Origin of the sequence: Micromonospora sp. SL4-19 (assembly GCF_047921475.1) — a bacterium.
Classification (GTDB): domain Bacteria; phylum Actinomycetota; class Actinomycetes; order Mycobacteriales; family Micromonosporaceae; genus Micromonospora.
Genome location: NZ_JBLROB010000001.1, coordinates 741,846 through 755,833 on the forward strand (window position 1 = coordinate 741,846; position 13,988 = coordinate 755,833).

The window sequence follows — 13,988 nt, forward strand, 5'->3', positions numbered from 1 at the left end:
TCCCCTCCATCCGGCTCTCATTCTCGCACGGGCAGGGCCGGCAAACCGCCTCCTGCGCACAGCGAGCCGGCACGTCGCGACCAAGCGTCCCCGCCCGGCCGACCAGCCCGCGGGTCCAAGCGGGGCTCAGCACTCCTGGCTGTGTGTCGTACCCGTTTGGGAGGATCAGCCCATGGCGACAGCGAAGCAGCCGGTGACCGTTCCCACCGACGCCAGCGTCGATGATTTCCTGGCGGCAGTCCCCGACCAACGTCGGCGGGCCGACGCGGAGCGCCTCTGCACGATGCTGCGCGAGGTCACGGGCGAGGCCCCGGTGATGTGGGGCCCGAGCATCGTGGGCTTCGGCAGCTACCGCTACACCTACCAGAGCGGGCGCACGGGCGACTGGCCGCTGGCGGGCTTCTCTCCGCGCAAGCAGCAGCTCGTCGTCTACCTGGTGGGTGGGTTCGGGGAGCGGCATGCGTCGGTGCTCGCCCGGCTCGGCCCGCACAAGACCGGTAAGGGATGCCTCTACCTGAAACGACTCGACGACGTCGACGAGAGCGCGCTACGCGAGCTCATCGACCGCACGGTCCGGGTGCACAAGGGCGTCGACCGGGCCAGCGAGCGCCGACCATAGGCCGGGCGCTCTACTCCCCGCCGGACGTGTCACAGGACCCGGGTGACCTGCTCGGTGGCGATCCGGGCGTCGAGCTTGGACCGGTCCAGGTTGGCGCAGAGCACCACCGATGCGCCGGCGCCGAGCGGCGCGAGCAGCCACTTGAGCGGCTGCTCGTGCTCGGCGGCGTCGACCAGGAGCCGGTCACCGGCCCGCAGGTCGAGCTGCTCGGCCATCGCCCTCGCCACCGCGCCCCACTCGTCATAGCTGGTGCCGTCCGGGCTGGCCGGGTCGGACGGGCGGATGGCGGCGTAGTCGGGTGGGGCGTCGGTGTGCCGAAGCACCGCGGTGGACCAGTCGAGCCAGCCCACGGGCACCTCGGCCAACGGGCCGGGCCCGGTGCCGACGACATAGCGGTGCACCCCCTCGGGCACATCCTCCAGCCAGTCGTCGAGGCGTTCCGGGGTCACGAACACCGCGTCGTACGGCTGGTCGGCGCCCGGTTCGAGGACCGGCAGCCCGGCGGTGGCGCGCGGCCGGAACGACACCGCCATCCCGACCGACCAGGCGCCGAGCAGCACCGCGGCGGTACGCCAGTGCGGGGGCAGCAGCACCGCGACCCGGCTGCCCGGGCGCAGTCCGCAGCCGTCGCGCAGCAGGCTCGCGCTGCGTGCCGCCCAGTGGCCGACCTGCTGCGCGGTCAGCTCGGTCCGCTCCCCGGACGCGTCGTCGTAGTAGGTGAGCAGCGGAGACCCGCCCTTACTCGGCGCATCGGCCGCGAGGGCGACGGGTGTGCGGTCAGCCATCGGGGAATCCTCCCTGCCGTCAGCCCACCCTAACGACCCGCCCGCCGCCGACCGGCAACCCGGCGGCGGTGAAACAGTGGGGACCTTGCCGGACAGGTAGGGGTTGTGAGGAAACCGCAGCCGAATCGGGAAGGCCGTGACGAAATTCGGTCAGCGCAGGGGCAGTTCCGGTCCGCCGTCGAGCAGCGGGGCGAGCAGATCGCCCGACTTCTCCACCCGCTTGAGCACCTCGCCCGCCGTGTACGGCCTGGTCGCCGGCCGTTTGCCCGCCGCCCCTGCGGAAACCTCGTCCCAGGTCAGCGGGGTGGACACCGACGGCACCGCCTGGGCGCGCAGCGAATACGGCGCCACCGTCGTCTTGGCCGCGTTGTTCTGGCTCCAGTCGATGAAGACCTTGCCGGGGCGCAGGTTCTTCGCCATCTTCGACACGATCTGCTTCGGGTGCGCCTTCTCCAGCTCCTGGGCGATCCGCCGGGCGTAGGCGGACACCTCGTCGGCGTCCTGGGTGCCGGCGATCGGGCAGCAGAGCTGCATGCCCTTCTTCCCCGAGGTCTTGGGGTAGCTGTCGATGCCGTCAAGAGCGAGGCGGTCCCGCATCAGCAGCGCCACCTGGCAGCACTGTTGGAGCGCCGCCGGGGCACCCGGGTCCAGGTCGACCACCATCATGTCCGGGTGCTCGCCGACCTTCCACTGCGGTGTGTGCAGCTCCAGGGCGGCGAGGTTGGCCAGCCAGACCAGGGTGGGCAGGTCGTCGGAGACCACGTAGTCGATGGTCTCCCGCCCCTTGCTCGACCCGGGGGCGGGCAGGGTCTCGGTGCGTACCCAGGCGGGGGTGGCGGCCGGGGCGTTCTTCTCGAAGAACGAGCCGCCCTCGACGCCGTTGGGGAAGCGGATCCGGGTCAGCGCGCGGTCCTGCAGGTGCGGCAGCAGCGCCGGGGCGATCCGGGTGTAGTAGTCGATGACCTCGCCCTTGGTGAAGCCGGCCTTCGGGTAGAGGACCTTGTCGAGGTTGGAGAGGTCCAGCGAGCGCCCCTCGACGTCCACCTTCAACCGGTCAGCTGGCATCGTCGACCTCCTCGGCCGGCTTGTCGGGGCGCAGGCGCAGGATCCGGGGGAAGCGCAGCCGCCCGTCGGGCGTGCGCTGGCCGTACTTCACCTCCACCACGACCTGTGGCGTTACCCAGATCGCGCCCCGGGCATCCTCGCGTGGCACGTCCCCGGCGAAGGACGACGCGCCGGTGCGCAGCGGTTCCAACTCGCGCAGCAGGTCCCGCTCAAGAGCCGCGCCGATCCCGCCGCCGACCCGGCCCCGGTAGGTGAGCCGCCCGTCGGGCCGGGGCACGCCGACCAGCAGGCCGCCGATCTTGCGGGCGCCGGGCCGCCAGCCGCCGACCACGAAGTCGCCGGTCACCTCGAGTTTGACCTTCACCCAGTCCGGCGAGCGCACCCCGGGCCGGTAGGCCGCGTCGACGCGCTTGGCCATCACCCCCTCCAGCCCGTTCTCGCTGGCCGCCTCGTAGGTGGCCAGGCCGTCGGCGAAGGCGGGCGGCACCGCCCACCGGGCGGCACCGAGCCCGAGAGACTCCAACGTCGCGCGCCGCTCCCGGTAGGGGCGGCCGGTCAGGTCCTCGCCGCGCAGCCGGAGCAGGTCGAAGATCATGTACGTCACCGGCGCCGCCGCGGCCAGCCGGGCCGCCTTGGCGGGGTTCCGGACGTGCATCCGCTCGGCCAGCGCGGTGAAGGAGGGCTGCCCGAGCTCGTTGAAGAGCACCACCTCGCCGTCCAGCAGCGCGTCGTCGACCTGCTCGGCCAGCGTGATCAATTCGGGGTACGCGGTGGTGATCTCCACGCCGGAGCGGGCGTACAGGTGGTGGTCGCCGTGGGAGATGTCGGCGAGCGCGCGGACCCCGTCCCACTTGAACTCGTACGCCCAGCCGGCACCGGCCGGGAGCTGCCCGGTCATCGCGAGCATCGGCTTCAACGGCGCGCCGGGCACCTCCTGACTGTAATTGCACGCGGAAGCACGTGCGTGCCGTTCGATCGTTTGCAATTCTGGTCAGAACCGGGGAGAGGAGCGCGGGGATGCGAGCCATCTGGAAGGGAGCGGTGTCGTTCGGCCTGGTGTCGATCGGGGTGAAGGTCTACTCGGCCACCGAGGAGAAGGACATCCGCTTCCACCAGGTGCACCGCGAGGACGGCGGCCGGATCCGCTACAAGCGCACCTGCCAGACCTGCGGCGAGGAGGTCACCTACGACGACATCGCCAAGGGGTACGACATCGGCGGCGGTGAGATGGTCATCCTCACCGACGAGGACTTCGCCGACCTGCCGCTGACCACCTCGCACGCGATCGACGTGCTGGAGTTCGTCCCCGCCGAGCAGGTCGACCCGATCCTCTACAACAAGGCGTACTTCCTGGAGCCGGAGAGCTCGGCCACCAAGCCGTACGTGCTGCTGCGCGAGGCGCTCACCGACTCGGAGCGGGTGGCGATCGTCAAGGTGGCCCTGCGCCAGCGGGAACAGCTCGCCACCCTGCGGGTCCGCGAGGGCGTGCTGCTGCTCAACACGATGCTCTGGCCGGACGAGGTGCGTACCCCGGACTTCGGTTTCCTGGACGAGGACCTGAAGGTCCGCCCCCCGGAGCTGGCGATGGCCAGCTCGCTGGTCGACTCGATGGCCGGCGACTTCCAGCCGGACGCCTTCACCGACGACTACCGGGCGGCGTTGCAGGAGGTGATCGACGCGAAGATCGAGGGCCGTGAGGTGGTCCAGCCGGAGGAGGAAGAGGCCGCGCCGGCCGCCGCGGTGGACCTGATGGCCGCCCTGAAGGCGTCGGTCGAGCGGGCCCGGGCCGCCCGGGGCGAGGCGCCGTCCGGCGGGGCGGGCGAGCCGACCCCGATCTCGGCGGCGCGGTCGGCGCAGAAGGCGGCGAAGGCGCCGGCGAAGAAGGCGGCCGCCAAGAAGGCCCCGGCGAAGAAGGCCGCTGCCAAGAAGGCCGAGCCGGCGAAGAAGGCGGCGGCCACGAAGACCGCGGAGAAGAAGACGGCCAAGGCCCCCGCGAAGAAGGCGGCCGCCAAGAAGGCCGCCCCCCGCAAGACCGCCTGACGGCGAACGGGGTTGACGAGCCGCTGGTCGCGGCCCGTCAACCCCGACACCAATGCCTGCTTACTGCTTGCCGCCACCGGCCCGGAACGCCACCCAGGCGTCGCTCATGCGCTCCGCCTGCCCCGGAGTGAACATGTTCATGCAGGAGTCCTGCGTGTAGTCCATGAAGTTGTGGATCGGGTCCAGCCCGGGTGCGGTGCAGGTGTCCGCGCCCACCGGGCAGTTGAACTGCGGCATCGCCTCCCGCGGAGTGTCCGCCACGAAGTCACCGGAAGCGGCGCACCCGTGCGCGAAGGTGTGCTCCAGCATCAGCCAGTGCCCGACCTCGTGCGTCAGCGTGTCACCCAGGGCGTACTTGCCCGCCGTTCCGCCCGGCATCGACTCGTCCAGCATCACCACGCCGTCGATGTAGCCGCGGCCGTTGTTGTAGCCCTTCGGGAAGTACGCCCAGCCGAGGAGCCCGCCGCCGATGTTCGCCGCGTACACGTTCAGGGTGCGAGCGTCGCCGGTGTAGAGCGCGTGCTTCATGTCCCGCTCGTTCTTGCCCGGTACAACCGTGTACCAGTTGCTGTTCACCGTCCACGTCGTGTCGACCAGCGAGAACCGGAACGGCGTGTCGGAGGCGTCCGCCGCCGTGCGGCCGGCGAACGAGTCGTTGAGCACCGTGATCTGGGCCGCGATCATGGTGTTCCACCGGTTCGTCTCGGCCGCGCTGAGGGGGTGGTCGGAGATCATGTGGAAAACCGTGGGCACGGTGACGCTGCCGTTGGGCAGGCGCGGTGAATCCTTGATCACGCCGTAGGCGTTCGCCTCGCTCTTCGAGTACAGCTCCGGCTCCTGCGCGGTGGCGCCCTCCTTCACCCGCGCCGCGCTGTGGTTCGCGGCACCCGGCTCGCACGCCGCAACACCGGCGGAGGCGGTCCCGGGCGCTGCCGTGACCGCCGCCGCCGAGGCGCCACCAGCCGCCAGGAATGTCGCGGCGGTGGCGGTCAGGACTGCCAGTTGGAAAGTCGATCTCCTGTGCATCGTTGCACCTCTCACGCATGGGGAATGGAGGCCGAGCGGGATGGACGAGGGTCGCCGCTACGAGGTCACCGCCGTCGTTTCGGTATAAGAACACGTCGATGGGCGTTAACAACAGCCCCCAGGCGACGGAACGCGTCCCAGGTCCCGATCTCGCGCGCTCCTTCCGGTCAGCCCCGCCCGAGCTTCTCGGTCGGCGTGACCCGGACGATCACGCGCTCCTCGCCGGGCCGGCGGAAGGGGTAGGTGTCCTGCCCCAGGTACTTCTTCGCCAACCGGTCGATGTGCTCGTCGGCACCCTCGGTGACCAGCTCGGCGGCGCCCTTCACCCAGAGCGTGCGGAAATCGTCGGCCTTGTCGACGATCGAGATCGCGACGTTCGGGTTGCGGGCGATGTTGACGTACTTCTGCCGGCCCTTGGCGGTGTTGAACAGGATGTGCTCGCCGTCGGTGTCCACCCAGACCGGGGTGACGTGCGGGGAGCCGTCGGCCTCGACGGTCGCCACGTGGGCGAGCTGCGGCTCGGCGAGCAGGGCCAGATCTGGTTCGGTGAGGATCGCCATGGTCGTGAACGTACCCCGCTGGGAGCCGTGTCGCCGTTCGTCACCGACTTTCCGGAAGGTGCCGCAGGAGGGCTGCGCTGCCCGGAACCGACCGGCCGTAGGAGCACTGGCGGCGTCCGGCCAGGTACCGTGTGCGCTGGCCTCGGCAGCGGCCGCCGGGGTCGCACCCACCCACCCAGCAGGGGAGTCGACGTGAGCGAGCGTGTGCAGGACCGGTCGGCGGGCCAAGGCCCGGGCACCAAGGCGGAGCGGCGGCTGGCCGCCCAGCTGGCGGCGAAGAAGGCCGCCGAGGCGAAGCGCCGCCGCCAGTCGATCCTGGGTGCCGCTGTCGGTGTCATCGCCGTGGTGGCCCTGGTCGGCGGCATCGTCTGGCTGAACAGCGGGGACGACGACAAGCAGGCCACCGCCAGCACCCCGTCGGCCAACGCCACCGCCCCGGCCGAGCCCCCCGCCGCCGCCCCCGCCCCTCAGCTCCCCGAGGGCGCCGACCCGGCGCTGGGGAAGAAGCCGGAGGTCGGCGCGGGCAAGGGCGAGCTGAAGAAGCTCACCGTGACCACGCTGATCAAGGGCACCGGCCCGGAGGTCAAGGCCGGCCAGGCGATCACCACCAACTACGTCGGGGTGCTCTTCAAGGACGGCCAGCAGTTCGACTCCTCCTGGGACCGGGGCCAGCCGGCCACCTTCCCGATCGGGGTCGGCCAGGTCATCAAGGGCTGGGACCAGGGCCTGGTCGGCGTGCCGGTGGGCAGCCGGGTGCAGCTCGACATTCCGGCCGACCTGGCGTACGGCGACACCGGTCAGGTCTCCGGGCCGCTGCGCTTCGTCGTTGACGTGCTCGCCGCGCAGTAGGTCACAGCAGGCTTCCTTCCAGTCACCCAGCGGCAGTAGGTTCAAGGTCACCGTGGGCGGTTCGTCCGCCCACGGCGACCTGCCCAACGACGCGGAGGTGCACGTGGCGGCGCTGGACGACGCCGGGCTGGCCCGGCTGATGTGGATCCACTTCGAGCCGGTCCACGCGGTGACCTACTTCCACCCCCGGGCCCGGGCCGCGTACGAGGCGGTCGGGCTGCGCGGCTACTGGCGGGGTTACTTCGCCGGCCGGGCCGCCCCGCTCGGGCCGGTCGACGCGCCGATGGTGGTCGGGGCGTTCTTCAGTTTCGCGCCGTCGATGGTGGCCCGGGCCCTGCCCTCGGTGTGGCGACTGGCCAACCCTGAGGAGGCGCTGCGCGCCCGGCTCACCGGTGCCGTGCAGGCGCTCGCCGAGTTCACCTACGAGCTGCCCGAGGCGCACCTCGTGGAGGCGGCGGACCTGGCGGAGGAGGCGGCCCGGCGGGTCGAGACGGCCGGCCGGGTGCTCGGTGCGGTCAACGCCGCCCTGCCCCGGGGGGAATACCCGCTGGCCCGGCTCTGGCAAGCCGCCACCACGCTGCGCGAGCACCGGGGCGACGGGCACGTCGCGGCGCTGGTCACCACCGGGCTGGACCCGGTCGAGGTGGTGGCCTGGCGGTGCCGGGTCGACCAGTCCCGTGAGTTCCACCAGATGGCCCGGGGCTGGACCGACGACGAGTGGGCCGCCGCCGAGGAGCGGCTGGTCGAGAAGGGCTGGCTGACCGCCGACCGGGCGCCGACCGACCACGGCATCAAGACGTTCCGGGCGGTCGAGGAGGCCACGGACCGGGCCGCCCTCGGCCCGTGGCGGGCGCTGGGCGCGCAGCGTACGACGCGGCTGCGCGAGCTGCTCGAACCGATCGCCACCCGCTGCCGCACGATCATCCCGCCACAGAGCCCGATCGGCCTGCCCGCGCAGCGCGTCCCGACCGAGGGCGCGCCCGATCCGGCCCGCTGACCCGCCGGCCGGCGCCCGCCCGGGCCGTCGGTGCAGGATGGGTACGTGGTGGACGCGGTGCTCTTCGACCTGGACGGCGTGATCGTGGACTCCGAGCCGGTCTGGGAGGAGGTCCGGCGGGCGTACGTGGCCGCGCACGGTGGCACCTGGCAGCCGGACAGCCAGCGCCGGCTGATGGGGATGAGCACCGGCGAGTGGGCCGCGTACCTCAGCGGGGAGCTGGGCGTCGACCGCGGGCCCGAGCAGGTCGCCGCTGAGGTCATCGCCGAGATGACCCGGCGGTACGCGCAGCACGTACCGCTGATCGACGACGCCGACGCGGTGGTGCGCCGGATCGCCGCGCGATGGCCGCTGGGGCTGGCCAGCTCCTCCCCCACCCGGCTGATCGCGGCGACGCTGGACGCGACGGGCCTGGGCGACGCCTTCGGCGCGACGCTGTCGACGGAGGAGACCGCCCGGGGCAAGCCGGCGCCGGACGTGTGGCTGGCGGTGGCGGCGCGGCTCGGCGTGGACCCGGGCCGGTGCGTGGCGATCGAGGACTCGTCGAACGGGGTCCGCTCCGCGGCCGCCGCCGGGATGCGGGTGGTGGCGGTGCCGCACGGGTCGTACCCGCTGGATCCGGACGCCGAGGCGCTGGCGGCGGCGCTGCTGCCCTCGATCGACGCGCTCACCCCGGAGCTGGTCGACCGGCTCGGCTGAACCGCCTCCCCCGCAGCCGCCTTAACCGCCGTTATGTCCCGCATCACACCTCTCGTGCCTCGGATAGCCTCGTTGTACGTTTCTCGGGACGCGCCGGATCGGAATGATCGGGCGGCGTCCGGGTAGCGCAGCCGGTAGCGCACGGGTCGGCGGTGAGGAGACGGGGATGAAGGCGATCGTGTACGAGCGCACCGGCGACCCGTCGGTGCTGGAGCTGGTCGACCGGCCGGTGCCCGAGCCCGCCCCGGGCGAGGTGCTGGTGCGGATGGCCGTCTCGGGGGTGAACCCGACCGACTGGAAGGCCCGCCGCCAGTGGCCGCTCCCGGCCGGCTGGCAGATCCCCGGTCAGGACGGCGCCGGGGTGATCGAGGCGGTCGGCGAGGGCGTCGACCAGATCCTGATCGGTGCGCGGGTGTGGGTCTGGGAGGCCGCCTGGCAACGGCCCTGGGGCACCGCCGCCGAATACACGGTGGTGCCGGTCCGGCACACGGTCCGCCTCGGTTCGGCCTCGTTCGACCTGGGCGCCTGCCTCGGCATCCCGTTCATGACCGCGCACCGCTGCCTGACCGCCGGCGAGTTCATGCCGGACAAGCTGCACGCGGGGGCGCTGAGCGACCACGTGGTGCTGGTGCAGGGCGGGGCGGGCGCGGTGGGCAACGCCGCGATCCAGCTCGCCAGATGGGCCGACGCCTGCGTGATCACCACGGTCAGCAGCCCGGACAAGGCGCAGCTCGCGGCGGCGGCCGGGGCCAACTATGTGATCAACTACCGTGAGCAGGACGTGGTCGAGGAGGTTCGCAAGATCGCGCCCGACGGGGTGCACACCATCGTCGAGGTCTGCGCGGCCCGCAACGCCGCCGCCGACGTGCAGATCCTGCGATCCGGAGGCGCGGTCTGCGTGTACGCCGACGACGGCGGCAGCGAGGTGACCCTGCCGATCCGCCCACTGATGGTGCCGAACGCCCGCTGGCAGTTCGTGCTGATCTACACGGCGCCGAAGGCGGTCAAGGCGCAGGCGGTGACCGATGTGAGTGCGGCGGTGGCCCAGGGCGCGATCCGGGTGGGTGTGGAGGCGGGGCTGCCGCTGCACCACCATCCGATGTCGGCGGCCCAGGCGGCGCACGAGGCGGTGGAGAACTCGGTGGTCGGCAAGGTGCTCATCACCACGAGCGAGACCTGACCCTCGCGAAACGGATTTCCCCGACATCAGGACAGAGGCGAACAATTTTCGCGAGAATGACCGTGCGGGTCGCCCCGCATGGACGGGCGGCCCCGGCGCGGTGCGAACGCCGGGGCCGCCCTCAGGGGAGGGAAGTCCTTCAAGGAACCTGTCCCTACCCGTGCAGGCGACGGTACGCCGGAAATTGTTACGGCGCGGTCAGTTCGCACACCTCGAGCCCGCCTTCCGCGTACCGCGAGCGCACCACCTTCTTGTCGAACTTGCCGACGCTGGTCTTCGGCACCGCGTCGATGAACGCCCAGCGCTCGGGCAACTGCCAGCGGGCCACCGACTTCGCCAGGAAGTCACGCAGTTCCTCGGCGGTGACCGAGGCGCCCTCCCGGATGACCACGGTGGCCAGCGGCCGCTCGTCCCAGCGCTCGTCCGGCACGCCCACCACGCACGCCTCCAGCACGGCCGGGTGCGCCATCAGGGCGTTCTCCAGCTCGACCGAGGAGATCCACTCCCCGCCCGACTTGATCACGTCCTTGGCCCGGTCGGTGAGGGTGATGTAGCCGTCCGGCGAGAGCGTGCCGACGTCCCCGGTGCGCAGCCAGCCGTCGCGGAACTTCTCGTCGTCCGCGGCCTCGTCCCCGACGTACCGGGCGGTCACCCACGGCCCGCGGACCTCCAGCTCACCGACGGAGACCCCGTCGGCGGGCAGCGGCTCGGCCAGCGGGCCGACGATGCGCGCGTCTACGCCGGCGGGGATGCGGCCCTGGGTGTAGCGGTAGCGCCACGCCGTCTCGCCGGCCGCGCCGGCCGGTGCCCGGGAGACCGAGCCCAGCGGCGACATCTCGGTCATGCCCCAGGCGTGGATGACCTCGATCCCGTGCCGCTCATGGAAGGCGTGCATCAGCGCCGGCGGGCAGGCCGAGCCGCCGACGATCACCTCCGTCAGCGATGAGGTGTCCACGTCGTGGCTGTCCAGATAGGCCAGCAGGTCGGTCCAGATGGTCGGCACGGCGCCGGCCAGGGTGGGGCGCTCGGCGGCGATCATCGCGGCGATCGGCTCGGCCTGGAGGAACCGGTCCGGCATGATCAGTGACGCGCCGGAGAGGAACGCCGCGTACGGCAGCCCCCAGGACATCGCGTGGAACATCGGCACGATGGCCAACTCCCGGTCCTTCGGGCCGAGGCCGAACCCCTCCGGCATGCAGACCTGCAGCGAGTGCAGGTAGATGGAGCGGTGCGAGTAGGCGACCCCCTTGGGGTTGCCGGTGGTCCCGGAGGTGTAGCAGAGAGCGGCGGCATCGCGCTCGTCCACGTCCGGCCAGTCGTACACCTCCGGCCGGTCGGCCAGCAGGGCGTCCCAGTGGTGTACGGCGATCCGGTCGCCGGCCGCCGCCACCAGCGGGGCCGGGTCGCCGCCGCCGACCACCACCACGTGCCGCACCGTGCTCATCTGCCCGATCACGCGGGCGAGCAGCGGGATCAGCGTGCTGTCCACCAGGACCACGTGGTCCTCGGCGTGGTTGGCGATGTAGGCGACCTGGTCCGGGAAGAGCCGGAGGTTGAGGGTGTGCAGCACCGCGCCCATGCTCGGCACGGCGAGGTACGCCACCAGGTGCTCGTTGTTGTTCCACATGAACGTGGCGACCCGCTCGTCACCGGTCACCCCGCACTCGTCGCGCAGCGCGTGGGCCAGCCGGGCTGCGGTCCGCCCGACCTCGGCGTACGACATCCGGCGGGGCTCGGCGCCGGTCCAGGTGACGACCTCGGCCGTGCCGTGCACACCTGAGCCGTGTTCGAGGATCCGGGCGACCTGGAGGGGGACGTCCATCATCGTGCTACGCATGGGTAACAAGTTAGTGGCGCCGGTCACACCAAGGAACCCCCGGAACGGCCCACCCGGCCGGGGAAGCTGCGTAAATTGTCCGGATGAGCATCTCGTGGGCCGACTCGTACGTGGGGCAGCTACGCGCCCTGGCCGGTGACCGAACCCTGATGTTCGTCGGGGCCCGCGCCGTGGTCCGGGACAACGCCGCCCGGGTGCTGCTGATCCAGCGCTCGGACAACGGACAGTGGGCTTTGCCGGCCGGCGCGATGGAGCTGGGCGAGTCGATCGCCGACTGCGCCGTCCGGGAGGTACGCGAGGAGGCCGGCCTGCGCGCCCTGCGGGTCAGCGCGTTCGCCCTCTACACCGGCCCCGACCGCACCCACACCAACATGTACGGCCACACGTACCAGATCTTCACCACCGCGTTCCGGGTCGACGAGTGGGACGGGGAGATGGCGCGGATGACCGACGAGACCACCGACGCGGGCTTCTTCCACCCGGAGGAGCTCCCCACCCCGCTCTCCGTCAGCGTCCTCGAGACCCTCGCGGACCTGGACGTCTTCGAACAGACCAACCGCCTCATCCTCAAGTAGGGTCAGAGCATCGTCTGGGACTTGGACTCCATGTCGGCGGCGGCTTCCTCCTTCGACTCCTTGGGCAGCGCCTTGCCGCCGGGAGCGGCGGCCTTCCCACCGAGCGGGTCGGCGCCGCCGACGGCACCCTGCGGGCCGGTGCCGCGCAGCTGATGGTTCGGCAGGGCCAGGGTGACCAGCACCGCGATGATGGCGATCAGTCCGGTGGTCAGGAAGACCAGGTGCAGCGACTCGACGAACGACGCCTGGATCGCGGCGCGGACCGGCCCGGGCAGGGCGAGAATGGTCCCCGGTTCGTTGATCGAGATGTTCGCCCCACCGTGGCCCGCCACGATGGCCCGCTCGGCGGGTGGCAGCTGCGCGATCGCGGCCGGCAGCCGGTCGGCGAGCTGCCGGCTGAGCTGCGACGAGAGCACCGCACCGAGGATGGCGACCCCGAACGAACCGCCCAGCGAGCGGAAGAACGTCGCCGACGACGTGCCCGCCCCCAGGTCCCGCGGGTCCACCGCGTTCTGCACTGCCAGGATCAGCGACTGCATGCACAGGCCCAGCCCGACGCCGATCACCACCATGTAGCCGAAGGCCGCCCAGATCGAGGTGGCCACCTGCAGCTGCCGGAAGAGCAGCATGCCGGCGACCAGCACCGCCGAGCCGGCCACCGGGAACCACTTGTAACGCCCGATCCGGCTCATCGCCCGGCCGGTCAGCACCGAGGTGACGATGATGCCGGCCATCATCGGCAGCATCAGCAGACCGCTGCGGGTCGGCGAGGCGCCCTTGACGATCTGGAGGTAGAGCGGGATGAAGATGATCGACCCGAACATCACCAGGCCGAGCACGAAGCCCGCCGAGTTGGCCAGCGCGAAGGTGCCGCTGCGGAACAGCCGCAGCGGCAGGATCGGCTCGCGTACCCGGGCCTCCTGGAGCACGAACAGCACGCCCAGCACCCCGCCGGTCGCGAAGAGCCCGATGATCACGCCGGAGCCCCAGGCGTACTGGGTGCCGCCCCAGCTCAGCGCCAGCAGCAGCGAGCTCACCCCGGCCACCAGCAGCAGCGCTCCGAGCCAGTCGATGGCGTGCTTCCGCCGCTGGAACGGGACCAACCGCATGACGTGGTAGCACACCACGATGGCGAGGATCCCCAGTGGCACGTTGATGTAGAAGATCCAGCGCCAGTTGGTCTGCGCGAAGTAGCCGCCGACCAGCGGGCCGGCCACCGAGGACAGGCCGAAGACCGCCCCGAAGAGCCCCTGGTAGCGGCCACGTTCCCGGGGGGAGACCACATCCGAGATGATGGTGAAGGCCAGCGTCATCAGACCGCCGGCGCCGAGCCCCTGCACCCCACGGGTGATGATCAGCTGGGTCATGTTCTGCGACAGGCCGGCCAGCAGCGAGCCGACCAGGAACGTGCCGATCGAGAAGAGAAAGACCGGGCGACGCCCTCTCAGGTCGGCCATCTTGCCGTACAGCGGGGTCGAGGCGGTGGAGGCGAGCAGGTACGAGGTGACCACCCACGAGTAGTGGTTGATCCCGCCCAGCTGGCCGACGATGGTGGGCAGCGCCGTACCGACGATGGTCTGGTCCAGCGCCGCCAGCAGCATCCCGGTCATCAGACCGAACATCAGCAGGCGGATCTGGCGGGCGTGCAGCACGGGACGATGGGCCTGGGCAGTCATCCCGCCTTCTTTCCCGGTGGGAGCGGATCATGCCGGCGGCGGCGCAAAACCCGCCGACAGGACGACGTCCTCCAGTGGTC

At 71.5% G+C, this 13,988-nt stretch carries 14 protein-coding genes; 7 read left to right on the forward strand and 7 right to left on the reverse strand.

Annotation, left to right across the window (positions count from 1 at the left end; genetic code table 11):
* Positions 1-172 precede the first annotated feature (172 nt).
* Positions 173-619 (forward strand): DUF1801 domain-containing protein, encoded by a 447-nt coding sequence (locus ACNAVT_RS03450; RefSeq protein ID WP_416292678.1) that lies wholly within the window; start codon positions 173-175, stop codon positions 617-619.
* Between the two features lie 29 nt (positions 620-648).
* Here the strand turns inward: ACNAVT_RS03450 and ACNAVT_RS03455 are convergent, their stop codons facing one another.
* From ACNAVT_RS03455 to ligD (ACNAVT_RS03465), 3 genes are all read right to left on the reverse strand, one after another.
* Positions 649-1,404 carry a TIGR03089 family protein gene (locus ACNAVT_RS03455; RefSeq protein WP_416292679.1) on the reverse strand — a complete coding sequence of 252 codons (756 nt, stop codon included), beginning with the start codon at positions 1,402-1,404 and terminating at the stop codon, positions 649-651.
* 150 nt (positions 1,405-1,554) lie between these two features.
* Positions 1,555-2,469, reverse strand: coding sequence for a non-homologous end-joining DNA ligase (gene ligD / locus ACNAVT_RS03460; RefSeq protein WP_416292681.1), 915 nt, complete (start codon positions 2,467-2,469; stop codon positions 1,555-1,557).
* Positions 2,459-3,400, reverse strand: coding sequence for a non-homologous end-joining DNA ligase (ligD, locus tag ACNAVT_RS03465; protein ID WP_416292683.1), 942 nt, complete (start codon positions 3,398-3,400; stop codon positions 2,459-2,461). The genes ligD (ACNAVT_RS03460) and ligD (ACNAVT_RS03465) overlap by 11 nt, the downstream gene beginning before the upstream one ends.
* Positions 3,401-3,486: 86 nt before the next feature.
* Here ligD (ACNAVT_RS03465) and ACNAVT_RS03470 point away from each other — a divergent pair, with 86 nt between their 5' ends.
* Positions 3,487-4,509, forward strand: a complete 1,023-nt coding sequence (locus tag ACNAVT_RS03470) for a Ku protein (RefSeq protein ID WP_416292685.1) — start codon at positions 3,487-3,489, stop codon at positions 4,507-4,509.
* Between the two features lie 60 nt (positions 4,510-4,569).
* Here the strand turns inward: ACNAVT_RS03470 and ACNAVT_RS03475 are convergent, their stop codons facing one another.
* A complete protein-coding gene (locus ACNAVT_RS03475) occupies positions 4,570-5,535 on the reverse strand; it encodes a zinc metalloprotease (protein ID WP_416292687.1) in 966 nt (321 codons plus the stop codon).
* A 167-nt stretch (positions 5,536-5,702) separates the two neighbouring features.
* Entirely contained in the window at positions 5,703-6,095 is a 393-nt protein-coding gene (locus tag ACNAVT_RS03480) for a PPOX class F420-dependent oxidoreductase (protein ID WP_416292689.1), read from the reverse strand.
* A gap of 192 nt (positions 6,096-6,287) precedes the next feature.
* On the opposite strand from ACNAVT_RS03480, the gene ACNAVT_RS03485 reads away from it, so the two are divergent.
* The 4 genes from ACNAVT_RS03485 (at position 6,288) to ACNAVT_RS03500 (ending at position 9,820) form a co-directional block, all read left to right on the forward strand.
* On the forward strand, positions 6,288-6,944 hold the full coding sequence (locus ACNAVT_RS03485) for an FKBP-type peptidyl-prolyl cis-trans isomerase (RefSeq protein ID WP_416292690.1): 657 nt from the start codon (positions 6,288-6,290) through the stop codon (positions 6,942-6,944).
* 139 nt (positions 6,945-7,083) lie between these two features.
* Positions 7,084-7,941 (forward strand): SCO6745 family protein, encoded by an 858-nt coding sequence (locus ACNAVT_RS03490; protein ID WP_416292864.1) that lies wholly within the window; start codon positions 7,084-7,086, stop codon positions 7,939-7,941.
* A gap of 45 nt (positions 7,942-7,986) precedes the next feature.
* Complete coding sequence (locus ACNAVT_RS03495) at positions 7,987-8,640, forward strand: HAD family hydrolase (RefSeq protein ID WP_416292691.1); 654 nt, start codon at positions 7,987-7,989, stop codon at positions 8,638-8,640.
* A 166-nt stretch (positions 8,641-8,806) separates the two neighbouring features.
* Positions 8,807-9,820 (forward strand): NADPH:quinone reductase, encoded by a 1,014-nt coding sequence (locus tag ACNAVT_RS03500; protein WP_416292693.1) that lies wholly within the window; start codon positions 8,807-8,809, stop codon positions 9,818-9,820.
* A gap of 187 nt (positions 9,821-10,007) precedes the next feature.
* On the opposite strand, the gene ACNAVT_RS03505 is transcribed toward ACNAVT_RS03500, so the two are convergent.
* The gene (locus tag ACNAVT_RS03505) at positions 10,008-11,657 is read right to left on the reverse strand and encodes a fatty acid--CoA ligase (RefSeq protein WP_416292695.1); all 1,650 of its coding nucleotides are present in this window, start codon (positions 11,655-11,657) and stop codon (positions 10,008-10,010) included.
* An 83-nt stretch (positions 11,658-11,740) separates the two neighbouring features.
* On the opposite strand from ACNAVT_RS03505, the gene ACNAVT_RS03510 reads away from it, so the two are divergent.
* The gene (locus ACNAVT_RS03510) at positions 11,741-12,232 is read left to right on the forward strand and encodes an NUDIX domain-containing protein (protein ID WP_416292697.1); all 492 of its coding nucleotides are present in this window, start codon (positions 11,741-11,743) and stop codon (positions 12,230-12,232) included.
* A gap of 2 nt (positions 12,233-12,234) precedes the next feature.
* Here the strand turns inward: ACNAVT_RS03510 and ACNAVT_RS03515 are convergent, their stop codons facing one another.
* The gene (locus ACNAVT_RS03515; protein ID WP_416292698.1) at positions 12,235-13,908 is read right to left on the reverse strand and encodes an MDR family MFS transporter; all 1,674 of its coding nucleotides are present in this window, start codon (positions 13,906-13,908) and stop codon (positions 12,235-12,237) included.
* Between the last annotated feature and the right edge of the window lie 80 nt (positions 13,909-13,988).